20 protein-coding genes and 1 pseudogene are annotated in these 25,233 nt (G+C 70.1%); 13 read left to right on the top strand and 8 right to left on the bottom strand.

Features of this window, described 5'->3' with window-relative positions; all coding sequences use genetic code 11:
- Positions 1-21: 21 nt before the first annotated feature.
- The 4 genes from AB0H36_RS26360 to AB0H36_RS26345 are packed head-to-tail and all read left to right on the top strand — an operon-like array spanning position 22 to position 4,534.
- Positions 22-447 carry a VOC family protein gene (locus AB0H36_RS26360; protein WP_360528704.1) on the top strand — a complete coding sequence of 142 codons (426 nt, stop codon included), beginning with the start codon at positions 22-24 and terminating at the stop codon, positions 445-447.
- Positions 444-1,412 (top strand): RNA polymerase subunit sigma-70, encoded by a 969-nt coding sequence (locus AB0H36_RS26355; protein ID WP_360528701.1) that lies wholly within the window; start codon positions 444-446, stop codon positions 1,410-1,412. The genes AB0H36_RS26360 and AB0H36_RS26355 overlap by 4 nt, the downstream gene beginning before the upstream one ends.
- Positions 1,413-1,421: 9 nt before the next feature.
- Positions 1,422-2,165 (top strand): beta-phosphoglucomutase family hydrolase, encoded by a 744-nt coding sequence (locus tag AB0H36_RS26350; RefSeq protein ID WP_360528698.1) that lies wholly within the window; start codon positions 1,422-1,424, stop codon positions 2,163-2,165.
- Positions 2,162-4,534 carry a glycoside hydrolase family 65 protein gene (locus tag AB0H36_RS26345; protein ID WP_360528695.1) on the top strand — a complete coding sequence of 791 codons (2,373 nt, stop codon included), beginning with the start codon at positions 2,162-2,164 and terminating at the stop codon, positions 4,532-4,534. Before AB0H36_RS26350 ends, AB0H36_RS26345 begins: the two co-directional genes overlap by 4 nt.
- Before the next feature lie 7 nt (positions 4,535-4,541).
- Here AB0H36_RS26345 and AB0H36_RS26340 read toward each other — a convergent pair whose 3' ends face one another.
- Together AB0H36_RS26340 and AB0H36_RS26335 are read right to left on the bottom strand one after the other, a co-directional pair.
- Positions 4,542-5,378 (bottom strand): hypothetical protein, encoded by an 837-nt coding sequence (locus AB0H36_RS26340; RefSeq protein ID WP_360528692.1) that lies wholly within the window; start codon positions 5,376-5,378, stop codon positions 4,542-4,544.
- A 76-nt stretch (positions 5,379-5,454) separates the two neighbouring features.
- A complete protein-coding gene (locus tag AB0H36_RS26335; protein WP_360528689.1) occupies positions 5,455-6,738 on the bottom strand; it encodes an NTP transferase domain-containing protein in 1,284 nt (427 codons plus the stop codon).
- Between the two features lie 54 nt (positions 6,739-6,792).
- Between AB0H36_RS26335 and AB0H36_RS26330 the strand changes: the two genes are divergently transcribed.
- The 8 genes from AB0H36_RS26330 (at position 6,793) to AB0H36_RS26295 (ending at position 13,932) form a co-directional block, all read left to right on the top strand.
- A complete protein-coding gene (locus tag AB0H36_RS26330; protein WP_360528686.1) occupies positions 6,793-7,206 on the top strand; it encodes a hypothetical protein in 414 nt (137 codons plus the stop codon).
- A gap of 73 nt (positions 7,207-7,279) precedes the next feature.
- Positions 7,280-7,729 (top strand): hypothetical protein, encoded by a 450-nt coding sequence (locus AB0H36_RS26325; protein WP_360528683.1) that lies wholly within the window; start codon positions 7,280-7,282, stop codon positions 7,727-7,729.
- A complete protein-coding gene (locus tag AB0H36_RS26320; protein WP_360528680.1) occupies positions 7,726-9,036 on the top strand; it encodes a hypothetical protein in 1,311 nt (436 codons plus the stop codon). The genes AB0H36_RS26325 and AB0H36_RS26320 overlap by 4 nt, the downstream gene beginning before the upstream one ends.
- Before the next feature lie 19 nt (positions 9,037-9,055).
- Positions 9,056-9,715, top strand: a complete 660-nt coding sequence (locus AB0H36_RS26315; protein ID WP_360528677.1) for a thioredoxin domain-containing protein — start codon at positions 9,056-9,058, stop codon at positions 9,713-9,715.
- Positions 9,699-10,280 carry a vitamin K epoxide reductase family protein gene (locus AB0H36_RS26310; RefSeq protein WP_360528674.1) on the top strand — a complete coding sequence of 194 codons (582 nt, stop codon included), beginning with the start codon at positions 9,699-9,701 and terminating at the stop codon, positions 10,278-10,280. The genes AB0H36_RS26315 and AB0H36_RS26310 overlap by 17 nt, the downstream gene beginning before the upstream one ends.
- 28 nt (positions 10,281-10,308) lie before the next feature.
- Positions 10,309-11,412 carry a crosslink repair DNA glycosylase YcaQ family protein gene (locus tag AB0H36_RS26305; protein WP_360528671.1) on the top strand — a complete coding sequence of 368 codons (1,104 nt, stop codon included), beginning with the start codon at positions 10,309-10,311 and terminating at the stop codon, positions 11,410-11,412.
- 35 nt (positions 11,413-11,447) lie between these two features.
- Positions 11,448-12,314, top strand: a complete 867-nt coding sequence (locus AB0H36_RS26300) for a hypothetical protein (RefSeq protein WP_360528668.1) — start codon at positions 11,448-11,450, stop codon at positions 12,312-12,314.
- A 151-nt stretch (positions 12,315-12,465) separates the two neighbouring features.
- Complete coding sequence (locus tag AB0H36_RS26295; protein WP_360528665.1) at positions 12,466-13,932, top strand: ricin-type beta-trefoil lectin domain protein; 1,467 nt, start codon at positions 12,466-12,468, stop codon at positions 13,930-13,932.
- 173 nt (positions 13,933-14,105) lie between these two features.
- Here the strand turns inward: AB0H36_RS26295 and AB0H36_RS26290 are convergent, their stop codons facing one another.
- From AB0H36_RS26290 to AB0H36_RS26280, 3 genes and pseudogenes are all read right to left on the bottom strand, one after another.
- Entirely contained in the window at positions 14,106-15,752 is a 1,647-nt protein-coding gene (locus AB0H36_RS26290; RefSeq protein ID WP_360528662.1) for a PQQ-binding-like beta-propeller repeat protein, read from the bottom strand.
- An 87-nt stretch (positions 15,753-15,839) separates the two neighbouring features.
- On the bottom strand, positions 15,840-19,004 hold the full coding sequence (locus tag AB0H36_RS26285; protein WP_360528659.1) for a BTAD domain-containing putative transcriptional regulator: 3,165 nt from the start codon (positions 19,002-19,004) through the stop codon (positions 15,840-15,842).
- A gap of 145 nt (positions 19,005-19,149) precedes the next feature.
- Positions 19,150-19,935, bottom strand: a pseudogene (locus AB0H36_RS26280) (DMT family transporter); the annotation flags it as partial.
- 80 nt (positions 19,936-20,015) lie between these two features.
- Between AB0H36_RS26280 and AB0H36_RS26275 the strand changes: the two are divergent.
- A complete protein-coding gene (locus AB0H36_RS26275) occupies positions 20,016-20,924 on the top strand; it encodes a LysR family transcriptional regulator (protein ID WP_360528656.1) in 909 nt (302 codons plus the stop codon).
- Here AB0H36_RS26275 and AB0H36_RS26270 read toward each other — a convergent pair.
- The 3 genes from AB0H36_RS26270 to AB0H36_RS26260 are packed head-to-tail and all read right to left on the bottom strand — an operon-like array spanning position 20,909 to position 25,223.
- A complete protein-coding gene (locus AB0H36_RS26270) occupies positions 20,909-22,621 on the bottom strand; it encodes an alpha-glucosidase (RefSeq protein ID WP_360528653.1) in 1,713 nt (570 codons plus the stop codon). The two genes, AB0H36_RS26275 and AB0H36_RS26270, sit on opposite strands and share 16 nt — an antisense overlap.
- Complete coding sequence (locus tag AB0H36_RS26265) at positions 22,618-24,201, bottom strand: glycoside hydrolase family 66 protein (protein ID WP_360528650.1); 1,584 nt, start codon at positions 24,199-24,201, stop codon at positions 22,618-22,620. The genes AB0H36_RS26270 and AB0H36_RS26265 overlap by 4 nt, the downstream gene beginning before the upstream one ends.
- Positions 24,198-25,223 carry a Gfo/Idh/MocA family oxidoreductase gene (locus AB0H36_RS26260; RefSeq protein WP_360528647.1) on the bottom strand — a complete coding sequence of 342 codons (1,026 nt, stop codon included), beginning with the start codon at positions 25,221-25,223 and terminating at the stop codon, positions 24,198-24,200. Before AB0H36_RS26260 ends, AB0H36_RS26265 begins: the two co-directional genes overlap by 4 nt.
- Positions 25,224-25,233: the final 10 nt, after the last annotated feature.

Here is a 25,233-nt window from a genome sequence, read left to right as displayed (position 1 = left end):
CCGAACCGCGGGAGGCCGCAGATGGACTGGAAACTCGAACTCGTCATCGTCCCGGTGTCGGACGTGGACCGGGCCAAGAAGTTCTACACCGAGCAGCTCGGCTTCCGCGAGGACGTCGACCACAGCGCGGGCGACTCGTTCCGGGTGGTGCAGCTGACCCCGCCGGGCTCGGCCTGTTCGATCACGATCGGCACCGGCCTGACGACTGCGCCGCCCGGGACGTACCAGGGCACGCACCTGGTCGTGAACGACATCGAGGCGGCCCGCGCCGACCTGGTCGAGCGGGGTATCGAGGTGAGCGAGCCTTTCCACTTCACCGCCGAAGGCCAGCAGGGCGGTCTGCACCCGGACCGCTCGGACTACGGCACGTTCCTGAACTTCCAGGACCCCGACGGCAACGGCTGGACGGTCCAGGAGGTTCACAAAACGAACCCCGCTCGGCTGTGACCACGCTCGAAGAGGCGGCGTTCGCGGGTGACGAGTCCGCGTTCGCCGACCTGGCTGGGCGGCACCGGCGGGAGCTGCATGTGCACTGCTACCGGATGCTGGCGTCCTTCGACGACGCGGAGGACGCCGTGCAGGAGACGTTGCTGCGGGCATGGCGCGGCCGGGACGGGTACGACGGCCGGACGTACTTCCGGGCGTGGCTCTACCGGATCGCCACCAACGTGTGCCTGGACGTGGCCCGCCGACACGCCCGGCGGCAGGCCGCGTCGCCGGGGGAGATGGTCTGGCTGCAGCCGTACCCGGACCAGCTGCTCGACGAGATCGCCCCGCCCGACAACCAACCCGACGCGGTCGCTGTCGACCGCGAGACGATCGAGCTGGCGTTCCTGGTCGCACTGCAGTCGCTACCGGCCCGCCAGCGGGCTGCATTGATCGCACGGGACGTGCTTGGCTGGTCGGCCAACGACACGGCCGAGCTGCTCGAGACCAGCGTGGCTGCGGCGAACAGTGCCTTGCAACGTGCCCGTACGACGATGCAGCAACGCTTGCCGGCTCGTCGTACCGACTGGAGTGCGCCGCGGCCGACCGCCGAGGAGCGGGACGTGCTGGCGCGGTTCATCGACGCGCACGAGCGGTGCGACGCGGCCGGGGCGATCGCGATCGCGGCCGAGGACATCCGGATCTCGATGCCGCCGGACCAGCTGTCGTTCGCGGGCCTGGACGGACTGCGGCCGCTGCTGCAGCGGGCGTTCGGGCCGGACCGGGACGGCGACTGGCGGCTGGTGCCGACGTCGGCCAACCGGCTGCCCGCGGCGGCGTCGTACCTGCGCCGACCGGGCGACACGGTGTTCCGCGCGTTCAAGCTCGACGTCCTGCGGGTCAGCGACGGCGAGATCGCGGAGATCACGACATTCGGGTACTCGCGGTTCCCTGCCTTCGGGCTTCCGGCCCACCTGTCTGACTAGTCTGGAGGCATGCTGGGACTGCCGACGGAGATCCGGGCCTGCTTGTTCGATCTGGACGGTGTGCTGACCGACACGGCGGCGGTGCACGCCGCCGCGTGGAAGGAGATGTTCGACGAGTTCCTCCGGACGTACTCCGCGCAGCACGGCATCCCGTACCGGCCGTTCGGCGCCCGGGACGAGTACGACGCCCACGTCGACGGCAAGCCACGGGTCGACGGCGTCCGCGACTTCCTCGCCGCCCGCGGGATCAGCTTGCCGGAGGGCTCCTCGGACGATCCGCCGGACGCGCTGACGGTGAACGGCCTCGGCAACCGCAAGAACCTGGCTGTCCAGCGGCGGATCCGGACCGAGGGCGTCGAAGTGTTCGAGGGCTCCCGGCGGTACCTGCAGGAGGCCGAGAAGGCCGGACTGCGCCGGGCCGTGGTGTCCTCCAGCGCCAACACCCGCGAAGTGCTCGACGTCACCGGACTCGCGCAGTACATCGAGGAAGTGGTGGACGGGGTGACGATCCGGACCGACGGGCTGCGCGGCAAACCCGCGCCCGACACGTTCCTGAGGGCTGCTGACCTGTTCGGCCTGGATCCGCGCGAGGCAGTGGTGTTCGAGGACGCGCTGGCCGGCGTGGCCGCAGGCCGGGCCGGGGCCTTCGGGCTGGTGGTCGGCGTCGACCGGGTGGGGCAGGCCGAAGAGCTCACGGCGCACGGCGCGGACGTCGTCGTCCGCGACCTGGCGGAACTTCTGGAGGGCCGATGATCGACCGCGGGCACCACCCGATCGAGCCGTGGCGGTTGCGCGAGACCCGGCTCCAGCTGGACAAGCTGGCCCAGTCCGAGTCGCTGTTCGCGCTGTCGAACGGTCACATCGGGCTGCGCGGCAACCTCGACGAAGGCGAGCCGTACGCGATCCCGGGCACCTACCTGAACTCCTTCTACGAGCAGCGCCCGCTCCCGTACGCCGAGGCCGGCTACGGCTACCCGGAGTCCGGCCAGACCCTGGTCGACGTCACCAACGGCAAGCTGATCCGGCTGATGGTGGACGACTCGCCGTTCGACCTCCGCTACGGCTACCTGAGCCGCCACGAGCGCTCGCTCGACTTCCGCACCGGCATCCTGGAACGCGACGTGGACTGGACCTCGCCGGGCGGCAAGCGGATCCACGTCCGCAGCCGCCGGATGGTCTCGCTGACCCAGCGCGCGGTAGCCGCGATCGAGTACGTCGTCGAGCCGATCGACCAGCCCGCCCGCTTCGTGATCCAGTCCGAGCTGGTCGCGAACGAGACGCAGCCGAAGCTCTCCGACGACCCACGCGTCGCGGCGGTGCTCGACAACCCGCTCAAGCCGGTCAGCCACGACGGCGGCGAGAACGGCGTCGTCCTGATCCACCGGACGACGCGCAGCCGGCAGTTGATGGCGGCCGCGATGGCGCACGAGGTCGACACCTCGGTGCGGTACGCGATGGACCTCGACGTCCGCGAGAACTGGGCGCGGTCGACGGTGATCTGCCAGCTCCAGCCGGGGGAGACCCTGCGCGTGGTGAAGTACCTGGCCTACGGCTGGTCGAGCCTGCGGACGGAGACGGCGATCCGGGACCAGGTCGCGGCGGCGCTGGCCAGCGCGCGGTTCTCCGGCTGGGACGGGCTGACCGGGCAGCAGGCGGAGTTCCTGGACGACTTCTGGGACGGCGCCGACGTCGAGGTGCACGGGCATCCCGAGCTGCAGCAGGCAGTCCGGTTCGCGCTGTTCCACGTGCTGCAGGCCGGCGCGCGGGCCGAGCGGCGGGCGATCCCGTCGAAGGGCCTGACCGGCGCCGGATACGACGGCCACACGTTCTGGGACACCGAAGGCTTCGTCCTGCCGGTCCTGAACTACACGCTGCCCGATGCTGCTGCCGATGCGCTCCGCTGGCGGCACTCGACACTCGAGCTGGCTCGTGAGCGCGCCGCCGTACTGGGTCTTCGCGGCGCCGCGTTCCCGTGGCGGACGATCCGGGGCCAGGAGTGCTCGGGCTACTGGCCGGCGGGTACGGCGGCCTTCCACATCAACGCGGACATCGCCGAAGCGGTGATGCGGCACCACACCGCGACCGCGGACGAGGAGTTCCTCGAGGAGGTCGGGCTCGAGCTGTTGGTGGAGACCGCGCGGCTGTGGATGTCGCTGGGGCACCACGACCGGCACGGCCGCTGGCACCTGCCCGGCGTCACCGGCCCGGACGAGTACAGCGCGGTTGCCGACGACAACGTCTTCACCAACCTGATGGCCTGCCGGAACCTGCAGGCCGCCGCGGCGATCGCCCTACGGCATCCGGCCAAGGCGCGCGAGCTCGGCGTCGACAGCGAAGAGGAAGCAAGCTGGCGGGACGCGGCGGCCGCCGTGCACATCCCGTACGACGCGGAGCTCGGGGTGCATCCGCAGTCCGAGGGGTTCACCGGGTACGCCGAGTGGGACTTCGAGTCGTACAAGGGCAAGTACCCGTTGATGCTGCACGCGCCGTACTTCCAGCTGTACCGCAAGCAGGTGGTCAAGCAGGCGGACCTGATGCTTGCGACGTACTGGTGTGGAGACTCGTTCACGCCGGAGGAGAAGGCGCGCAACTTCGACTACTACGAACGCCTGACGGTGCGCGACTCGTCGTTGTCGGCGTGCGTGCAGGCGGTGATGGCGGCGGAGGTGGGTCACCTCGACCTCGCCTACGACTACGCGTACGAGGCCGCGCTGATCGACATGCGGAACCTGCACCACAACACCGGCGACGGCCTGCACATGGCGTCGCTGGCCGGGGCGTGGACCGCGTTGGTGGCCGGCTTCGGTGGGTTGCGGGAACGCGACGGATGCTTGTGCTTCGACCCGGCGCTGCCGCAGGGCATGTCGCGGCTGGTGTTCTCGATCCGCTGGCGAGGTGCGCGGCTGAAGGTGGACATCAACGGCGTCGAGGTGACCTACACGGTCCATGACGGCGCCAACTGCAGCGTGTCCTTCAAGCACGCGGGTGAGATGGTCACGATCACGCCGGAGGAACCGATCACCCGCCCGCTCAACAAACGCACCCCGCTCCTCCCTCGCCCCACCCAGCCACCAGGCCGCGAACCGCGCTCAGCCCTGGCACAGAACGGCCTGGTCGGCTGACACTCGCTCAGCGGTGGGCCAGGGCCTCGAGGAGGGTGGTGTTTTCCAGGAGTCTCGGGGCCCGTTCGAGGAGGTTCAGGACGCGGGTGACGGTCTGCTGGGTGGTGCGTTCGCTGATGGACAGCAGGGACTTGAAGCTCGTCCGGCAGGTGGACTCACGGTCCAGGACCTGGGCGTAGAGCTCGATGTCGGGCAGGTCGGGGCTCTCCTTCAGCAGTTGCTGCGTGCCGCGCGCACAGCTCAGCAGAGTCCGGTTGAGCTTCTGCGCGGACGGCGGCTTGGAGCGGGCGTAGGCCTCGTCGGCGAGTGCCTTCACCAGGAAGTACTCCGCGCTGGTCGTCTTCTCGCGCAGGTACCGCAGGCCCGCGACCTTGCTGACGTCGTCGGTCAGTCCGCAGACCGCCCACTGCGGCGGCACGATGAACACCTGGCTCTGCGGGATTCCCACGGGCAGTTCGCGCACCGTCTGGAGACCGCCGGCGCGGGTGACCGCGACCAGCGCAGCCTTCGACGCCGCGTCGGTCGGGTTGGCCGGCGGCGCGGTGGTCACCCGCGTGGACCAGTCCGAGTCCGGTACGACGAGCACTGACAGGTTCCCGGTGTTCTTGAGCAGCAGCGACGTACCGGTGTCGTCCGTGCTGGCCTCCAGCAGCACTCCCTCGTTGCCTGCCACCGCCGGAAGCTTGAGGTCGGACTGGGAGCAGTCTGCCGCCGGCTTCGCCGTGGTGAACGTCGGAATCACGATCGGTGGCGGTTCCGCGCTCGGTGGCTCCGTGTCCTGCCCGCAACTCGTCACGGCCGGCACCATGATCAGTGCAGCAGCCAACCCCAACGCCCGAACCATCGACACCACCCCCCTGAGCCCACGCAGAACCCACGCCACCTAGGTCCCCACCCGCTTGCTACATCGTCAGCTACAACTAGGTGTTACGCAGAGCACGCAACAACAGCACGACACCACGGACCGCATCGGCGTTCGCGGCCACCGCAACTACGATCAGTCCCCATAGCGGAACGCCCGCGATCGCGGAGATCGCGAAGATCAGCAGCCGGAACTCACGCCGGAACAACAGCCGTACGTCGGTGTCCCGCCCCACTGCATGCACGTAGGAGATGAGCAGACAGCCAACCGCTGCAGCGAATCCCCAGCTCCAGCTTCCACCGGCCAAAACAAGCGCTAGTACGACAGCCAGATCGGCGTACCGATCCAGCAGCGTGTCCAGAGCCGCACCACGAGGGGAAGCCTTCGCGCCGATCCGCGCGAGCTCACCGTCGACACCGTCGAGCGCCGACCCGAGGACAACTCCGAGCCCGCCCGCCACCATCAACCACCGGTCACCGGTTGCGATCAATCCTGCAGCCACCAGCGTCACCACGAAGGCCACGGCGGTCGCCACGTCAGGTGCAAGACGAGTGCGCAGCAGCATGCGGGTGAGCGGTCCGGAGATCCGCCGGTTGAGCACGCGGGCAACGACCCCGTCGGTGGGCTTGGGGCCGTAGCGCCGCCACATGGACCGTTCAAGCGCTCGAATTGTCTCCGGCGTGTCCACATCCGCCCACAGACCCTGCACGTCCCGCGACTGCATCACGCAACCGTGCGCGAGCAGTTGCTGCCGGAGCTCCAGCCAAGACTCCCGGCGCCGGTAGTTCACCAGCAGCACGTCCTGTACGTCGACCACGGCCATCCCCGCGTCCACAGCGTCGTACTCGTCGAGGTCCGGACCGAGGCCGGCGACGGACCCGTCGTCCTCCAGCCGGACCCGGTTCGGCGGTGTGCTGCCCTTGGCGATCGCTGGTCGACCTGATCGGTCGACGGCGGCGACGTTCCCGGTCGGCGTCTCGATCAGTCGCCGCACGTCGTCCGCCTCGAACACGTGGTCGCCCAGCACGACCAGGCAGCGCCGGTCGCCGACCACGCTGAGACCGGTCAGCACCGAGGACGCCGTACCGCTCTCCCAGTCGTGGTTGACGACGACCTCCACCGGCAGGTCGCGGACCTTGATCGCGGCGATGACGTCGTCGGCGCGGTAGCCGAGCACGACGACCACGCGCTCGATGCCGGCCCGGCGCAGGACCCGGACCGAGCGCTCCAGCAGGCTGGTGCCGCCGACCCGGCGCAACGCCTTCGGCTGGTCCGACCGCATCCGGAGACCGCGCCCGGCCGCCAGCACCAAGGCCACCCGCACCACGTTGTCCCTGCCCACACCGAACCTCCCTCGCCCCTCACCAGGATGCCCTAGCCGCTACCCTGTCCGGTGATGAAGATGGCGCGACAGTTGCTGCGCTCCCTGGTGTTGCTGGGAGCGCTGCTTGGCGTGTTCGCGCTGCACGGGCTGAGCGACCTGTCGCCGGAACGGCCCGCCGAGGTCTCGACGACCTCGGTGGCGCTCGTCCTGCCGCTGGATCCGCACGGCGTGATGGAGCGGCTCGAGCAGGTCGCCATGACCGCCCCGGACACGCTGGCCGTCGACCCGGTGAACCACAAGCACGCGCTGGCGTGTCTCACCCTCGCTACCGGCTCCTTCCTGCTCCTGCTGGCCGTCGGCCTGTTCCTGCGCCGCGTGCGGTTCGCCGAGGCGCCCCGCCTCGCCACCGTGACGCCGGCCCCACCACGCCCAGGCGTGGCTTCTGCAGCCCCTGATCTGACCAGGCTCTGCATCCTGCGAACGTGACGTCCGCCTGACGCCGTCCTCACGTGCGTGAGCTCCTCACGCATGCCCTCTTTCTCCCCGAAAGGACGCCGCCGTGCGGCTCTCAATTCGCGGCATCGCTGCCGCCTGCCTGCTCGCTCTTGCCCTGACCAGCTGCGGGAACGCCGAGACACCGGCCGCCTCACAGACCCCCACGCCTACGCCGACCCCCACAGCGACCCCCACTGCAACCCCCACTGCCAAACCAACCGCCGTACCGACGAAGGTCCCAACACCCACGGCGGACGTCACCGTCGACGTGTCGATCGCCGGTGGCAAGGTCTCGACCGGTTCCGCGGTGGTGAAGGCGAAGCCCGGCCAGACGGTCCGGATCAACGCGGTCAGTGACGTCGCCGACTCCCTGCACGTGCACGGCTACGACAAGACCCTGGACCTGAAGCCGGGCAAGTCCGGATCGGTCGAGTTCGCCACCTTCACCAAGGGAATCTTCGAGGTGGAGACGCACGAAACCGGCAAACTCCTCTTCAAGCTGCAGGTCTCGTGATCGCGCTCCACGGGATCGGCGGTCGTCAGGACCTGCCGATCCCGCTGGGGTTCGCCGTGGCCGGGGCCGGGGTCGCGATCACGTTGTCGTTCGTGATCCTGGCCGTCGCCTGGCGCACGCCGCGCTACCGCGGCGCCAGGTCCGGTACGGCGTTGCCGTCGGCGCTGGCGAACGCCTTGGACTCGCCGTGGTTGCGGTGGGCGGTCCGGCTGTTCGGTCTGGCGGCGTTCCTCTACGCGGGGCTGGCGTTGCTGGCCGGCGCGGACCGGCTGACGAACCCGATCTTCGGGGTCGTCTACATCCTGGTGTGGGTCGGCCTGGTCCCGGTGTCACTGCTGCTGGGACCGGTGTGGCGGACCCTGAACCCGCTGCGCACCCTGCACCTGCTGGTCTGCCGCCTGCTACGACACAACCCGCGCCAGGGCCTGCTGGAGTTGTCACCCCGCGTCGGGCTGTGGCCCGCCGCGGTCGGGATCTTCGCCTTCGCCTGGCTGGAACTGGTCGCGCCGGACCGGGCGACCCTGCTCGTCCTGCAGACCTGGCTCGCGCTGTACGTCGTCTACGTCCTGTTCGGCGCGGTGCTGTTCGGAGACCGGTGGTTCGCCTCCGCGGATCCGTTCGAGGCCTACGCGACGTTGATGGCCAAGCTCTCGCCGTGGGGCCGCCGTACCGACGGAGCGATCGTCGTACGGCGTCCGCTCGAGAACCTGGACAGCCTGACACCCCGCCCCGGCCTGGTCGGTCTGGTCGCGACCCTGCTCGGGTCGACGGCGTACGACGGCTTCTCCCGCAGCACCCTGTGGATCGCCTGGGCACAGAACTCGGGCTACTCGCAGACCCTGCTCGGCACGCTCGCCCTGGCGGGCTTCGTGGTGTTCGTGCTGGTGACGTACTCGGCGGCGACCGTGCTGGCCGGGCGGATGTCGTCGCGGGCGGCGCTGCCGGGGATGTTCGCGCACTCGGTGGTGCCGATCGTGCTCGGGTACGTCGTCGCGCACTACTTCACGCTGCTGGTGCTCGAAGGTCAGCGCACGCTGATCCTGCTCAGCGACCCGCTCAGCAACGGCTGGAACGTGTTCGGCACCGGCCTGCTCGGCGTGAACGCGGCACTGACGAACTACCCGGCGGCGATCGCGACCATCCAGGTCGGCGCCGTGGTCGCCGGTCACCTGCTGGGAGTCGTCTCCGCCCACGACCGGGCGGTCGCGCTGTTCGCCCGCGGCAGGGCGCTCGCGGGCCAGATCCCGCTGCTCGTCGTCATGGTCGCCTACACGGTCGGCGGCCTGCTCCTGCTGTTCTCCGCTTGATTTCCCGAAGAGGTCCGCTATGAGTCTGAACACCCGAATCTCGGTCGCCGTCGCGGCCGCCTTCGTCCTCGTGGTCGGTGTCCTGCTGGTGGCGAACGCCGCCGGCTCCGACGACGCGGGCACCCAAGCTCCGGCCACGGCCGCTGTCGACGAACGCCTGGTCCGGCCGGACAGCCACAAGCTGAACGTTGCCGCCGACAACAAAGTGACGTTCGTCGAGTTCCTCGACTTCGAGTGCGAGTCCTGCCGGGCGGCGTACCCGGCGGTCGAGCAGCTGCGCAAGGACTACGCCGGCCGGGTCACGTTCGTGGTCCGGTACTTCCCGATCCCGTCGCACTTCAACGCCGAGCGGGCCGCCCGCGCGGTCGAGGCGGCGGCGCAGCAGGGCAAGTTCGAGCTGATGTACCAGAAGATGTACGACACCCAGGCCGAGTGGGGTGAGCAGCGGGTCCCGGCCGACGACCGGTTCCGTGGGTTCGCCATGGACCTCGGTCTCGACCTGGCGGCGTACGACAAGGCCTACGCCGACCCGGCCACGCTGGAGCGGATCAAGAAGGACGTCGCCGACGGCGAGGCGCTCGGGGTGCAGGGCACGCCGACGTTCTTCCTGAACGGGAAGAGGCTCGAGCCGAGGTCGTACGACGACCTGGTCAAGAGCATCGATGCCGAGCTCGGCTAGCAGTGGGCTGAGGGAACGGCACGAGCCGTTCCCTCGGTTGCTGCCCTGGTTCCTGCTGGTCGGCGGCCTGATCGGGCTGGCCGCTTCGGCGGTGCTCACGGTCGAGAAGATCGCGATCCTGCGCGACCCGGCGTACGTGCCGTCCTGCAGCATCAACCCGGTGCTGTCCTGCGGCTCGGTGATGACCAAGCCGCAGGCCGAGGCCTTCGGGTTCCCCAACCCGCTGATCGGCATCGCCGGGTTCGCCGTGATCGCGACGGTCGGCGCTGCACTGCTGGCCGGGGCGTCGTTCCGTCGGTGGTTCTGGCTGGGGTTGCAGGCAGGGGTGACGTTCGGAGTCGGCTTCGTGCACTGGCTGATCTTCCAGAGCCTGTACCGGATCGGGGCGCTGTGCCCGTACTGCATGGTCGTGTGGGCGGTGACGATCCCGATCTTCTGGTACGTCACGCTGCACAACCTGCGCCGGCGGTTCGCCTTCCATGGCGTCGTACTGACGGTGTGGGCGGTGCTGGTGCTGAGCCTGATCGCCGAGCAGTTCTGGTCGTACTGGCGAACACTGCTCTGATGTCGGTGGGGTTCGTTAGCCTCGGAGCGTGACTGTGCATGAGCTTTCGCGGCAGGATGCGCGGCGGATCGCCGTACAGGCCCAGTTGCTCACGAGCGAGCGGCCGAAGGACCTGTACGACGTGGTCCGCAGGCTGACGGCCGTGCAGTACGACCAGACCGCGGCGGTCGCGCCGAACGCCGATCTGGTCGCGTGGAGCCGGCTCGGGTCGTCGTACTCGCCGAGTGAGTTGGTCGAGGCGCTGGAGACGCAGGCTCTGGTGGAGTTGCGAGGGTTCGTGCGGCCGAGCGAGAGCCTGGCGCTGTTCCGGGCCGAGATGGAGGAGTGGCCGGGGAGCGGGCCGCTCCTCGACTGGCAGGAGTACCGCCGGGACTGGGTGAAGGCCAACGAAGGGTGCCGGCTCGACATCCTCGAGCGGCTCCGGCAGGACGGGCCGCTGATCATGCGGGAGCTGCCGGACACCTGCGTGAAGCCGTGGAAGTCGTCCGGCTGGACCAACAACCGCAACGTGTCGCAGCTGCTCGAGTTCATGTTGCAGCGCGGCGAGGTGGCGGTCGCCGGCCGCGATGGGCGGGACCGCCTGTGGGACCTGGCGTCGCGGGTCTATCCGGACGAGCCCGCCGTACCGGTCGCGGAGGCGAGGCGGATCCGGGACGAGCAGCGCTTGCGGTCGCTCGGCATCGCGCGCGCCAAGGGCCCGGCCTGCCCGGGCGAGCCGCTGGACGTCGGGCCGGCGGGGGAGGAGGCCGTCGTCGAAGGCGTCCGCGGCAAGTGGCGGGTCGACCCGACCCTGCTCGGCCGGCCGTTCGCGGGCCGTACGGCGCTGGTCTCGCCGCTGGACCGGCTGGTCTACGAGCGCAAGCGGCTCGCCGAGCTGTTCGAGTTCGACTACCAGCTGGAGATGTACAAGCCGGCCGCGCAGCGCCGCTGGGGCTACTTCGCGCTGCCGATCCTGCACGGCGACCGCCTGGTCGGGAAGGTCGACGCCACCTCCGACCGGAAGGCCGGTGTGCTCCGCGTCGACGCGATCCACGAGGACGAGCCGTTCGGCAAGACCGTCGCCGCCGCCGTCCAGCGCGAGCTGAAGGACCTGGCGAAGTGGCTGCAACTGGAGCTCATCCTGGCCAAGTAGCGGTCTAATAGAAGTGGGTGGGGGAGGCTGGTCAGATGGCGCCGGGATCGGATGAGCGGCGGCAGGCTATGCGGCCGATGGCGGTGATCACCGCGGCCGTGGTGGTCACGCTGCTCTCCGCGCTGCTCGCCGGGCTCGCCGTCCTGTACTTCGGCGGCGATCCCAGTTCGACCGGGCAGGGCGCCGTACCGCTGCCGGGTGCGTCCGTCCGGCCGTCGCCGACGGACACCACCACCACGTCCACCCCGTCGCTCGCGGCGCCGTCGCCGACCAAGCAGGTGCCGCCGGGGACGCCGCCGTTCCGGTATCAGCCGCTGTGGCCGTTCGCGTCGGTGGCCGAGGCCGGAGAGTGGCAGCAGGACTATCGCGAAGGCGGCCGGCAGCCGTGGCACCTGGACGCGGACCAGACCGCGCTGTCGTTCACCACCGGGTTCCTCGGGTTCACCGAGATCGACCAGGTGGTCGACCGCTCGATCGAGGGTGACGAGGCCTGGATCTCGGTCGGCTACGACTCCGGCGAGGGCCAGGGGAGCGTCGCGGCAGTGCTCCACCTCGCCCGGATCGGCCAGGGCGAGGACGCGCCCTGGGAGGTCGTCGGCTCCCGGGACAGCACGCTCACCCTGGAGCGGCCGCGGTACGCCGCCCGGGTGAGCTCACCGATCACCGTCCGCGGCCGGATCACCGGGGTCGACGAGTCGATCCGGGTCGAGGTCCGCCAGACCGGCTCCGACGGGCCGCTCGGCTCGTCCTGCTGCGTCCCGGGCGGCGGCCAGAGACAGCCCTGGTCGACCCGGGTGAGCTTCCGCGGCGCAGCCGGGGGAGCGGTCACGGTCGTGGCCTCGACCGGCGGCCACGTGCAGGACGTCGAGCGGTTCGCGGTCACCGGCGTTCGGGTGGGGTAGGACGTCCTCGGTCTGGTGTGACGCCAGTCACATCTCATGTTGACGCAAACATCGGGCATTGACGGCTGCCCGTGTTTACGTAAACATCACCGCGATACGCAAACGCGGCGTCCGGGGCCGCCGCCCGCTCGTGAGGATCGGAGAGAGTCGCGTGAGATCAACTGCTGGGCGTATAGCCGCTGCGGCGCTGGCCGCGTCGGCGGTGGTCGCCGCCGTGACGGTGCAGGCCGGGGCGTCGACGACCACGGACGCCGGGACCACGTCCACCACTGCTGCCGCCACGACCGCCGAGTACACCGGTCCCAAGGGGACCAGTGAGTTCCGGGGCGTGAACTGGGCGGATCCCCGGGACAACTACGCCGACGACGAGGTGGTCCCGTCCGGCCTGAGCACGGCGGACTCGTACGCGACGACGTACCAGAAGGCGACCGGGATCGTCGGCGAGTTCCGCAAGGAGCTCAAGGCCAACACGATCCGGCTGCCGATCAACCCGTCGAGTGTCGGGACGGCCTGGTGGACGTCCTACCGGGGTGCGATCGACGCGTCGGTCGCGAACGGCTTCAAGGTCATCCTCAGCTACTGGGAGGCCGACAACGCCAAGGACGGCCGGGTGGACGACCCGGTGCAGTACGCCGCCATGTGGGACACCGTGGTCAAGGCGTACGGCAAGAACGCGCGGGTGTACTTCGAGCCGATGAACGAGCCGTTCGGCTACTCGCTGAACGAGTGGGTGTCGGTCACCACCGGCTGGATCGCCCGGCACCCGAGCGTGCCGCGCGGCCGGATCGTCATCTCCGGCACCGGCTACAACGACAACGTCACCGGCGTCGGCGCGGAGCCGAAGCTGGACGGGACCCTGCTGTCGCTGCACTTCTACGGGTTCTGGGCCTCCGACGAGAACGAGGCGGCCTGGCTGGCGAACCTGCGGCCGCGGATCGGCGACTACGGCTGGCGGACGATCATCGACGAGGCCGGCTCCCCGATGACGATCGGGCTGAACTACGGCAACCACGAGGGGAACGTCTACACGTCGTACCTCGGGGCGCTCACCCAGGTCGCGCGTGAGCAGAACCTGGGCATCGTCTACTGGCCCGGCCTGCGCAACGGCGACTCGTACTCGATGACGACCCAGGTCGGGCCGAACGACCTGCAGGTGAACAGCCAGAGCGGCCTCGCGCAGCTGTGGTGGGGCTGGGGGCTGCTGAAGGACGAGCCGAGCAACGACCTGCCGCCGGCGCCTCCGGGTGAGCCGATCCGCGGCGTGGCCAGCAACCGGTGCGTCGACGTCCCCGGCTTCTCGACCACACCTGGTACGGCGCTGGACCTGTGGGACTGCAACAACGGCGGCAACCAGTCGTGGAACTACACGGCCGACAAGCAGCTCACCGTCTACGCCGACAAGTGCATGACCGCGGGCGCGGCCGGCGCCCTGGTCACCATCGAGAACTGCACCGGCGCGGCCAACCAGGCCTGGAACGTCAACACCGACGGAACCATCACGAGCGTCGCCAGCCCTGACCTCTGCCTCGACGCAGCCGGCGCCGGGACCGGCAACGGCACCCCGGTCGACGTCTGGTACTGCAACGGCGCCGACAACCAGAAATGGACACGCTCCTAAGCACCCGCCGCAGGCGCCTCCCGGTCACCCCGGGAGGCCCCTGCGACGACGCCCGCTTCGGCCTCTGGCTGTTCGCCTGCGCCCGCAGGGAGCGGCCGGCAGGCCTGGGTCCGCACAGCCCTGCGGAACGACGCGGTGCCGAAGACCCGGAAGTTCCCGCCGGACGCTGAGGGTTACTTGTAGATCACGGTCGCCTCGGTGCCGGCGTCTCTGGCGTTGATCTGGACCTTGAGGAAGGCCAGGTGGTTGTTGCGCCAGGCAACGACGCCTTGGTCGGGATGCTCGGCCAGGACGCTCGGTGTCGTGGACTTGCCGGGCTTGGGCATGGTCGCTGTGGCGGTCAGCGCGCCGGTGGTGGGGTCGACGCGGACCAGGGCGCCCAGGTCCTTCTCCTTGGGGAGCAGGTAGACGAGTGGGCTGCCGTCGCCGTCGATGCCGACCGGGGCGGTGATGTCGTGGTCCTCGCCCCACTCCGATACCCACAACTGCTTGCCGGACTTGACGTCGTACGCCGAGATGCCCTGGCGGAAGTCGGACGAGGTGCCCAGCCGGTACCGGAGGTAAAGGACGCCGTTCGAGACTGCCTGGCGTGAGCAGTCGTGCAGGCCGGTGCTGCCGGCGATGTCGCACGGATCCCAGGGCGCCGGCTTGCGCGAGAAGGAGGTGAGCTCGACGACGACGGTGTGCTTGCCGGTCTTGGGGTCGACCCGCCACAGCTGGTTCTGGTTCGAGGTGTACGCGCGGACGATCAGTGGATCGGCGGACAGCACACCGCCGAGCATCCACTGCCGCTTCCCCTGCACCGGCAGGTTCCAGGTCCAGAGGACGGCGCCGGCCGGGTCGAAGGCCCGCAGGTGAAGTTTCTCGTGACCGCCGTGCCGCGAGCAGTTCCGGTACGCGAGCCCGGTCTCGCCGATGGTCTCGAAGTGCGTGCTGAAGCACTCGCCCTTCTTCGGCGGGCGCCCGATCGCGGAACCGTCGGAGAGCTTGAAGATGTGACTGCCCCTGGCAGTCGGGACGTAGACCCGGTCGCCGAGGACTGCCGGGCGGTGGTCGTACCGCGGGAAGTACTGCGCGTCCGGAGCCCGGGTGCCCTCGGGCGCGCCGATCGGCTGCAGGTTCTTCGACCACACCACCTTGCCGTTGGCGATGTCGACGAGAGTGACCCGCCGGCATCCATCCTTCCTCGTCCCTTGCAGTACGGCGATGTAGCCCTTGCCGGCCGCCTGCCGCGATGACCGGCAGAAGTGGTTGTCCGGCATCGGCAGGGTGAACGCCGTCTTGCCGCTCTCGAGGGAGTAGCCGACGATGTGCCCTGGGACCGCGCGGACCAGGTGCCTGTCCGTCCACCAGGGTCCCGCGAGCAGGTCGCTGCCTTCCTTCGGCAGGTACGACGCCGGGAAGCGCTCCTTGACCACGGCCGCGAGCTTCCGGTCGGCGGACACCTTCGAGCCGAAGGGACCCAGCTGGAAGTAGTACATGCCGCCGGCAACTGCGGCGATGAGCAGCACCGGCAGAGCCAGTGCGATCAGGATCAGGCCGGCCTTCGACTTCGGCTTCCGGTGGCCGGGCCCGCCCGGTGCCACCCCTCCGGGCCCGAGCGGCGGCCACGGCTGCTGCTGCCCCGGCATCGGTTGCCCCGGGAAGGGCTGCCCTGGCATCGGCTGGCCGGGGAAGGGCTGCCCGGGGAAGGGCTGCCCGGGGAAGGGCTGCCCGGGGTAGGGGTGCTGCGGCGGCACCGGTGGCGGTCCGTACTGCGCGGGGGGACCGCCGTACGGGCCGGCTGGTTGGCCGGGAGGAGGCGGCTGAACGGAGGACACCAGGGGAAGCTAACCGCCGCCGGGAGCCCTCTCCACTCACCTGAAAGCGCCCGGAAAGCAACCAGAAAGCCCCGTCTCAGAAGCTGATCACATGCCCAGCATCCGCCGTACCCTGACCGCCTCGGGAGAGCCGTAGGTCTCGAACATGGTCAACGCCTCCCGCAGCCGCTCGCGATCCGACTTGGCCTCGCCGAGCAGCCGAAGGGCCCGCGCCCGCCCGAGAAAGTGACCGGTCCGCTCATGGATGGTCAAGGCTTCCTCCGCACGCCCGACGGCGTCCTGCTGCCGCCCCAGCGCCGACTCGACCCGTCCGAGCGTCAGGACCGCTCCAGCAAGCAGGCCTGGCGCCCACTGCCAACGGCGAGCGATGTCGACCGCCTCGACGGCATGGGCCTGCGCTTCTGCCAGGTTGCCCGCCGCCAGCTCGGTCTCGGCCAGCCCGCGGGCGGCCTGGGTGCGCCGTTCCAGCACGCCACCGAGGTCGCCGAGGTCGAGTGCGTGCTCGAACTCCACGCGGGCGTTGTCGACGTCGCCCTGGCCGAGATGGCTGAGGCCAAGGTGGTAGTGACACAGACTGCGGGTCGACGGCTCACCGAGATCGTGCGCGGAGCGGGCGGCCGCCGAAGCTTGCTCGTAGGCCTCGCGGTGGCGTCCGGTGTCGCGGTACCAGGTGGCCCGGTAGATGCGCAGCTTGTGCAGGTTGAACCGGTCGCCGGAGCTGGTGACGGCAGCGTCGGCGCGCGCGATCAGGTCGTCGAGACCTTCGAGCTGACCGAGCATGGCGCGGGTCCGGATCAGTTCGGGCAGCGCGAGCGCGGTCAGCCGGTCCCCGTCGTGGTCCGCCATGCTGAGGATCAGCTCCCACTGCCGCGCGGCCCGGCTGAGCTCGCCGCGCATGATGGCGATCAGACCGAGGTTGCCCAACGGCTGTGCCCGGGCCACCTTGTCGCTGCCCGGGATCTCGAGCGCGCGGGCGAGGTACTGCTCCGCGACGTCGAGATCACCCCTGAACTGGTACACGATCGCGGCGGAGTTCAGGCAGTAGGTGAGCAGGGCAGGGTGACCCACCTGCTCCGCGTGCTCGAGGGCCTCGACCAGGAGTTCGGTGTCGATGGGGAGATCGAACCGGTGCCGCACCATGCTGCGCTCCGCGAGCATGCTCGCGAGCGCGTGCCGATCACCCGCCGCGCGGGCGGCCGCGATCCCGCTGTCCGCCATCGCGTGGATGTCCCGGATGTATCCCTGCTCGGCCATCCGGGTCATCAGGCCCACCGAGAGGTGCCACGTCCAGTGCGCGTGCTCCGGCTGTCCGGCGGCGGCCTTGACCGCGGCGGCGATGTTGAGGAACTCGGCCCGCATCCAGTGGATGGCGGACCGGGCGTCGTCGAAGGTGATCTCGGGGATCCCTTCGGGCGGCGGGGGCGCCGGCGGATGCCGCCGAATCGAGGCCATCGTCGCGGTGGCCGCCATCTTGCCCTGGTAGTACCAGGCGAAGAGGCGGGCCAGGACGTCGTCGCGCACGTCGACGGAGTCCTCGGACTCGGCTCGGCGGCGGGTGTCGTCGCGGAGGAGGTCGTGGAAGCGGTAGCGGCCGGGGGCGTGTTCTTCGAGGAGGTGGGCTGCGGTGAGTTTGCGTACGGCGGCCCGCGCCTCGGCCGGCGTGGTCCGGCTCAGGGCGGCGACCGCGTCGACGGTGAAGTCGAGGCCGGGGACGAGGCCGAGGCGGCGGAACAGTTGCCGGGTCGCGGGGTCGAGGCGCTGGTAGGACAGGTCGAACGCGGCGGCGACCGCGGAGTGTTCGTCGTCGGGCAACGCGAGCACCGACGAGCCGAGTTCCCTGAGCTCGGCGACATAGTCGGCGAGCGTGCGGTGCGGTTCGTCGGCCAGTTGCGCTGCGGCGATGCGGAGAGCCAACGGGAGGCCGGCGCAGGCCTCGATGAGGGCGGCTGCCTGGTCGGGTTCGGCGGCGAGGCGGTCCGCGCCGACCAAGCGTGTCAGCAATGCGTGGGCGGCGTCGGAGGGGAGTTCTCCGACGCCGAGGCGGTGGGCGCCCTCGCGGGCGATCAGGCCGGGCAGCTTGTTCCGGCTGGTGATGACGGTCAGGCAGCCTGAGGTTGCCGGTAGCAACGGGCGGACCTGTTCGGCGGATGCTGCGTTGTCGAGCAGGACGAGCAGCTTGCGGCCGTTCAGCAGCGAGCGGTACTCGGCGGTCGCGTCCGCGACGGACTCCCAGGCCCGGCCCGAGTCGACGCCGAGGCCGCGCAGCAGCTGTCCGAGCGCGGTCAGTGGGTCGACTGCCGGACCAGGGGAGTGCCCGCACAGGTCGATGTAGAGCTGGCCGTCGCCGAACCGATCGGCGACCTGGTGGGCGTACTGCAACGCCAGGCCGGTCTTGCCGATCCCGGCCATCCCGGTGAGCAGCACCACGCCCTCGACCGCGTCGAGCTCCGCCAGCTCGTCCTCTCGGCCGAAGAACGCGCCGGGTGACGGTGGTAGCTGACTCGGACGGACCGCGGCAGCCGGGACCGCCGGTGCCTGGGCCGTCGGTGGCGTCTCGAGATCGAGCCTCGGGTCCTCGGTCCGGATGGCCTCGCTCAGCTCACGCAGCTCCCGGCTCGGCTCGGCCCGCAGCTCCTTCGCGAGTCGCTGGCGTGCCGCCCGGTAGGCGACCTCCGCACGCGTCCGCCGCCCGGACCGGTACAGCGCCAGCATCTGCTGACCGATGAACCGCTCCCGCAACGGATACTCCGCCACCAGCTCGGTCAGCTCCGGCACGATCTCCCGCGCCCGGCCACGAGCCAGCTCAGCCTCGAACAACTCCTCGTACGCGACCAGCCGGGCCTCGGCCAGCCGCTTCGCCTCCGGCCCGACCACCTCGGTCTCGTCGATGTCGGCGTACGGCGCATCCCGCCACAACGCCAGCGCCTCCCGGAACAGCGCGACGGCCTGCTCGAGGTCGCCGGCCTCCGCCGTACGGCGTGCGTCGTCGTGCAGGCGGCCGAACACCTCGGCGTCGAGCTCGTCCGGCTCGACGGTGAGCAGGTAGCCACCGGGGACGCTGAGCAGCCGGTCAGGGCTGTCCAGGATCTGGCGCAGCCGGTACACGTGGACCTGCATGCTGTTCCCCGGCCGCTGCGGGATCGCCGATCCCCAGAGCGCCTCGGCCAGCACGTCCGTCGGAACGGGCCGGCCGGCGCGCACGAGCAGGACTGCCAGCAGTCGCCGGCGCAGCTCCGAGATCGGCCCAAGCACCTGTCCGTTGTGGACCACTCGCACTGGCCCGAGTACCTCGAAGCGCATCCCCACCTCCCCAGGAGCCCCCATCATCGGGCATCAGAGGTCCACCCTGTGTACGGTGTGTCCGCTCAATGGACTGCCCCCAGGTGGACCCGGCCAGCATCAGTACGGCGCCGATCGCGGCCGGCACGGTGAGCCGCTCGCCGGCCAGGAGGATGCCGATGGCAACGGCCCAGACGGGTTCGGTGCCGAGCAGCAGGCTGGCCCGGCTGGCCGAAGTGCGTTGCACGGCCCAGGTCTGGGCGAGGAACGCGAAGACGCTGCAGAACAGCGCGAGGTAGACCAGTTGCAGCCAGGTGCCGACGCCGGCGCCGGTCGGCAGGTGTCCGATGGCCGGTCCGGCGAAAAGTGCCGTACCGACGACTGTCTGGACGGCCGTGACCTGCACGGGCCGGAGGTCGGTGGCGAGGCGGCCGACCAGCGCGACGTGGGCGGCGCGGACGACAGCGGCGGCGAGCATGAGTAGGTCGCCGAGGCCGGGGGAGTGCAGGCCGTTGCCGGACATCAGCAGGCCGACCGCGACGATGCAGACTCCGGCGGCGAGGAAGAACCGCGGTGGCAGCCGGCGCCGGTCCATCAGCGGGGTGAGGACGAGCGTCAGGCTGATGATCAGACCGGCGTTGGCCGCGCTCGTGTGTGTGACGCCGTACGTCTCGAGCACCAGGACGGCCGCCTGGCTCAGGCCGAGCAGGCCGCCGACCTTGAGTTCGCGGCGGCTGACGCCTCGAACGAACAGCAGCAGCGCGACCGCGGAGATGCCGTACCGCAGGAACAGCACGGTCAGGACCGGCACCGACCCGGTCGCGGTCTTGGCGGCGAGATAGCTCGACCCCCACACGATCGCGACCAGCAACAGGACGGCGTCGGTACGGCGGGAGGCGAGCACGGATCCACGGTGCGGCCTGACGACATTGAAGCCAAGTACCAACTTCTTAACCAACCTTGTAGCAGCCCTACAGTGTTGGTATGGACGAGCGACAGTTGCGGGTGCTGCGGGAAGTCGGCGAGCTGGGGAGTGTGACCGCGGCCGCGGAGGCGTTACTGGTGACGCCGTCGGCGATCTCCCAGCAACTCCGGCTTCTCCAGCGGTCGATCCCGGTACCGCTGACCGAACGCGACGGCCGCCGCGTCGTCCTCACCGCGGCAGGCCGCGCCCTCGCCGGCGCCGCCGCTGACGTAGAAAGCGCGCTGGCCCGGGCGCGGCACACCGTGGACGAGTTCATCGAGCAGCCCGGCGGAGTCGTGTCCGTCGCTGCCTTCCACAGCGCGGCCGCGACGTTCTTCCCGTTGCTCCTGCGCGCCGACGCCGCACCACAGTTCAGCTTCCACGACGAGGACGTCCCGCAGGACGAGTTCCCGCTGCTCACCCGCGAGTACGACGTCGTCCTCGCGCACCGCCTCGACCACGGCGCCGCCTGGCCGCGCACGGTCGCCGTCACCTCGCTACTGCACGAGCCGCTCGACGTCGCCCTGCCGGTCGACCATCCGCTGGCGGCGAAGCGTCAACTGACTCCGCGCGACGTGGCCCACGAACCCTGGATCACGGTCCACGACGGCTTCCCGCTGATGGCCACCATCGAGGCGATCGGCGCCGCCGCCAACCACCGCCTCGACCTGGTCCACCGGATCAACGAGTTCACCGTCGTCGCCGAGGTGGTCGCCGCCGGCGCCGGCATCGCGCTGATGCCGCGCTGGACCGCCCGCCGCCATCCCGCTGTCGTGCTCCGGCCGTTGCGCGGCGTCCACGCCCGCCGCCACATCGACGCCCTGCACCGCCCCGAACGCACCGCCCGCAAGGCAGTCCGCACGACGCTCGCCAACCTGCAGCAGGCCGCCACGACGATCCGGAAGAACGACGATCAGGTACGGCGGTAAACCGTCCCCTCCCACGGTTGGAGCAGCAGCGGCGTCGGGTCGGCGACGTTGCTGAGAACCACGTCACCCGTCAGGCCGAGTTCGTCCAGCCGCACCGGCTCGCTCGAGAAGTTCCCGAGCACGACCAGCTCGACGTCGCCCAGCCGCCGGCTGAACGCGTACACCACCTGGTGGTCCGGAAGCAGCATCGTGAAGGTGCCGTGGGCAACCACCGGCTCGGTGTGCCGGAGCTCGATCAGCCGGCGGTAGTGGTGGAACACCGAGTCCGGGTCGGCCAGCTCGGCCAGTGCGTTGATCTCCTGGTAATTCGGGTTGACCGCGATCCACGGCGTACCGTCGGTGAACCCGGCCTGCGGGCTGCCGTCCCACTGCATCGGGGTGCGCGCGTTGTCCCGGCTGTGCGAGCGCATAGACGCGACCACGGCCGCCGGATCCGCACCCACGGCGACCGCGGCCCGGTAGTGGTTCAGCGACTCGATGTCGCGGAAGTCCTCGATCGCGGTCCACGGCGCGTTCGTCATCCCGAGCTCCTCGCCCTGGTAGACGTACGGCGTGCCGCGGTGCAGGTGCAGCACCGTCGCGAGCATCTTCGCCGACCTCGCTCGGTACTCCCCGTCGTCGCCGAACCGGGAGACGACCCGCGGCTGGTCGTGGTTGTCCCAGTAGAGGCTGTTCCAGCCGCGCTCGGCCAGCCCCGCCTGCCAGCGACCGAGCGACGCCTTGAGCAGGCCGAGGTCGAACGGCACCGGGTCGAACTTGCTCGTCCCGTGGTCGATGTTCACGTGCTCGAACTGGAACACCATGTCGAGCTCGCCTCGGTCCGGGTCGGTGAACAGCTTGGCCTCGTCCACCGTCACGCCCGGCATCTCGCCGACGGTCAGCAACTGTCCGGGCCGGCCGGCGAAGACCTCGCGGTGCATCTCCTGCAGGTACTCGTGGATCTGTGGCCCGGACAGGTAGTGCTCGGTTCCGCCGTACATCCCGCCGGGTTGCACGTGACCGTCGGGCAGCCGCGGGTCCTTCGAGATCAGGTTGATGACGTCCATCCGGAACCCGTCTACGCCGCGATCGAGCCACCAGCGCATCATCGCGTAGACGGCCGCGCGCACCTCCGGGTTGTCCCAGTTGAGGTCGGGCTGCTTGGGCGAGAACAGGTGCAGGTAGTACTCACCCGTCGCCGGGTCGAGATCCCAGGCCGGACCGGAGAACCAGGAACCCCAGTTGTTCGGCTCCGCACCGGGATCGCCGGTGTGCATCCCGTCCCGGGCCGGACGCCAGAAGTACCAGTCCCGCTTGGGGTTGTCCACCGACGACCGGGATTCGGCGAACCAGGCGTGCTCGTCGGAGGTGTGGTTCACGACCAGGTCCATCACCAGCTTCATTCCGCGCTCGTGCACCCCGGCGAGCAACGCGTCGAAGTCGGCCGGCGTGCCGAACACCGGGTCGATCGCGGTGTAGTCGCTGATGTCGTACCCGTTGTCGTCCTGCGGTGACTGGTAGATCGGGGACAGCCAGACGACGTCGACGCCGAGCTGCGCGAGGTAGTCGAGCCGGCTGGTGATCCCGGCCAGGTCGCCGATCCCGTCACCGTCGGAGTCGGCGAAGCTGCGCGGGTAGATCTGGTACACCACAGCGCTCTTCCACCAGGCGCCCTGCCCGGTCTCCAGGTACGGCGTGAGCTCGGTGCGGGTCGTCATACGGTCTCCTTCGCAGGCACGTGGTCGACGAGGACGAGCTGCCAGACGTGCGGAGCAGGCAACTCGGCGACGGCATGATCGCCGTCGACACGCACCGGTACGTCGACCAGTCGCGCCGACCGATCGGGATCGGCCACCCGGACCCTGGGAAGTCCACCTCCGGTACGACGGACGCGCAGCAGGCCCGGCCCGGTGTCGCCGGGTGTCTCGCGGGCCGCGTCCCACAGGGTGTCTCGTTGGCCGGTCAGGTTGATCAGGTGCACGACCGCCCGGTTCCCAGCTTGGACGACGCGACGCCAGACACCACCCGGAGTGGCTGTGTCAGAGACCGGTGTGTCCGAGTAGGTCACGTCGCAGTCGTCGTTGTAGCTGCTGGTGTACGAGCCGGTCACGTCGGCGAGTTCGTTGGGCATGAGGAGCTCGACGTGCTCGACCAGGAAGTCGTACCAGCGTTTCAGCAGTGCCAGTGTCGACTCGGCGGCCGGATGGTTACGCACGTAGTACGGGTCGACCAGGATCCGGTCGGCCTCGCCGGCGAGCAGGTGGGTCGCGCCGTGCGAGTACAGCGTGGCCATCGTGAACGCGGTCGCCAGATCGGACTGCTCGGCGGGTGCGCTGTCGTAGACGTGCTGATACGCGGCGAGGATCACGGGCTTGTCGCCGCGCGCTCGCCGTACCACTACGGCCAGGTGGTTGAGGGTGACGTGCGGGGCCCAGACCTCGATGTAGACCGCGTCCTGTGGAGCGTGTGCGGTCCGCCAGGTCGGGAAGTCGTTGACGTTGTTGAAGACCAGCTGAGCCTCGGGCAGCGCGTGCCGGACCTGCTCGATCATCGTGACGAAGGACTCCGCGACGTCGACGACGGAACCGTCCGGGCGGACCGCACGCTTCGGGTAGCCGTACTGGTCCAGGTGGAAGCCGTCGAAGCCGACCTCGTCGACCGCCTGCCGCAGGTCCTTGGTGAAGTGGGCGAGCCAGGTCGGCTCGGCCGGATCCAGCAGGAACAGGAAATCGCCCAACGCGTACGGTCGGCCTTGCGGATCAAGGAGCGCGAGCTGCTCCCAGCTCGGCCACTCCGCGGTGCCGACGGCGTACACGGCGGCGTATCCGTAGGCCTGGGCGCCGGTGTCGTGGCAGGCCTCGACCAGTTTGCGGACGGTGCCTAGGGCAACCGGTTGGCCGAGTGCATCCTCGTACTCCTCGCCGCCGCCGAGCAGGTCCGCATGCCGATATGCCCAGTCGTAGAACTGCACGCCGGTCAGGTGCAGCCGCCGTACGTTGTCGGCCACTGCACCCGCGTCACGGCCGGGGGAGTACGACGCGACGAACCCGTACCGCAGGCTGCCCGCATCACCGACCTCGACCGCGGTCCGCAGTACGCCGTCAGCGGTCATGACCTCCACGCCGTACCCACCGGGCGGCAGCGTCCCCAGGTCGAGCCGCCCGGTGCCGGTCACCTCCCGGACTTGCTCACCGAGGTGCCAGACCGTGGCGGTCGCGGGTCCGCTGAGGCGTGCCTCGACGACAACCGATTCGTCCGGCGCGAAGCGAACCCGGCTCGGCAGCAGCTCGGCGGTCATCTCACCGCCACGTCGATGGGCACACCGGTCAGCGCAGACTCGATCGCCGCGTAGGTGATCGCGAGACTGCCGAGGTTGTCCCGTCCCGTCGCCTCCGGCGCCCAGTCCTCGCGCACCGACGTCGTGAACTCGGTGAGGCTGCCGGCCCGATCGGTCGCGGTCAGCTCGGGCAGCGCCACAGCGCGTTCCTTGCCGTCGGCCCGAATCCGGGCCGACTCGGCGACACCGGACTCCGAACCGTCCGGCCGGCTCGTCCACCAGACCTCGCCGTGATCGAACTCCATCCGCCACTCACCACCCCACGCGGTGACCGGACCCGAGCTGACCCAGCTGCCGCGATAGCTCACGATCGGGCCGTCCCGGAAGGTGATCACGGCGGCGCCGGCGGGCGGGCCGCCGTACCCGAAGCCGTCCGGATGCCACGTGCGGCAGTAGACCTGCTCCGGCTCCCGGCCGGTGACCGCGCGCATCAGGTCGAAGTGATGGATCGACATGTCGCCGAGCAGCGGATCCGTGAGCACCGGGCGCCCGCTCGGCGCAGTCCGCCGTACGCCGGTCCGCCGGAAGTCGACCGCGATCGAGACGAGCTCACCGAGCGTCCCGTCGCGCACGATCTCGCGGACGGCGTGCACGGCCGGCTGGAAGCGGTAGTTCTGGCTGACCATCACCGTCAGGTCGCGCTCCTCGGCGTACTCGACGAGCGCCGTGGCCTCCGCGATCGACGGCGCGAACGGTTTCTCCACCAGCACCGGAAGACCGGCGGCCAGCGCGGCCCGAGCTGCCGGGACGTGACCGGGCAGGTTGGCGGTGATCAGCACCGCGTCCGGACTCGTCGCCCGGATCGCCTCGTCGATGTCCGCGAAGCACAGGTCGCGCCGAGCGATCCCCGCCTCCACCACGGCCGCGAGCGATGCGGGCAGCATGTCGACGTAGCCGACGGGCTTCACGTCCGGCACCTCCGGTACGACGGTTGCCGCCCAGTCGCGGCCCCAGCCGCCCATGCCGATCTGCAGAAGTCGCATCCGCTGACTC

The sequence above is a fragment of the Kribbella sp. NPDC050820 genome (assembly GCF_040653975.1).
Lineage (GTDB): Bacteria > Actinomycetota > Actinomycetes > Propionibacteriales > Kribbellaceae > Kribbella.
Note: the sequence above shows the minus strand (reverse complement) of the source record. Positions and strands in the feature narration are given on the sequence as shown.

Coding starts and splice junctions, on each gene's coding strand:
- AB0H36_RS26360 (WP_360528704.1), top strand. CDS start 22: ATGGACTGGAAACTCGAACTCGTCATCGTCCCGGTGTCGGACGTGGAC.
- AB0H36_RS26350 (WP_360528698.1), top strand. CDS start 1,422: ATGCTGGGACTGCCGACGGAGATCCGGGCCTGCTTGTTCGATCTGGAC.
- AB0H36_RS26345 (WP_360528695.1), top strand. CDS start 2,162: ATGATCGACCGCGGGCACCACCCGATCGAGCCGTGGCGGTTGCGCGAG.
- AB0H36_RS26340 (WP_360528692.1), bottom strand. CDS start 5,378: ATGGTTCGGGCGTTGGGGTTGGCTGCTGCACTGATCATGGTGCCGGCC.
- AB0H36_RS26330 (WP_360528686.1), top strand. CDS start 6,793: ATGAAGATGGCGCGACAGTTGCTGCGCTCCCTGGTGTTGCTGGGAGCG.
- AB0H36_RS26315 (WP_360528677.1), top strand. CDS start 9,056: ATGAGTCTGAACACCCGAATCTCGGTCGCCGTCGCGGCCGCCTTCGTC.
- AB0H36_RS26310 (WP_360528674.1), top strand. CDS start 9,699: ATGCCGAGCTCGGCTAGCAGTGGGCTGAGGGAACGGCACGAGCCGTTC.
- AB0H36_RS26300 (WP_360528668.1), top strand. CDS start 11,448: ATGGCGCCGGGATCGGATGAGCGGCGGCAGGCTATGCGGCCGATGGCG.
- AB0H36_RS26275 (WP_360528656.1), top strand. CDS start 20,016: ATGGACGAGCGACAGTTGCGGGTGCTGCGGGAAGTCGGCGAGCTGGGG.
- AB0H36_RS26270 (WP_360528653.1), bottom strand. CDS start 22,621: ATGACGACCCGCACCGAGCTCACGCCGTACCTGGAGACCGGGCAGGGC.
- AB0H36_RS26265 (WP_360528650.1), bottom strand. CDS start 24,201: ATGACCGCCGAGCTGCTGCCGAGCCGGGTTCGCTTCGCGCCGGACGAA.
- AB0H36_RS26260 (WP_360528647.1), bottom strand. CDS start 25,223: ATGCGACTTCTGCAGATCGGCATGGGCGGCTGGGGCCGCGACTGGGCG.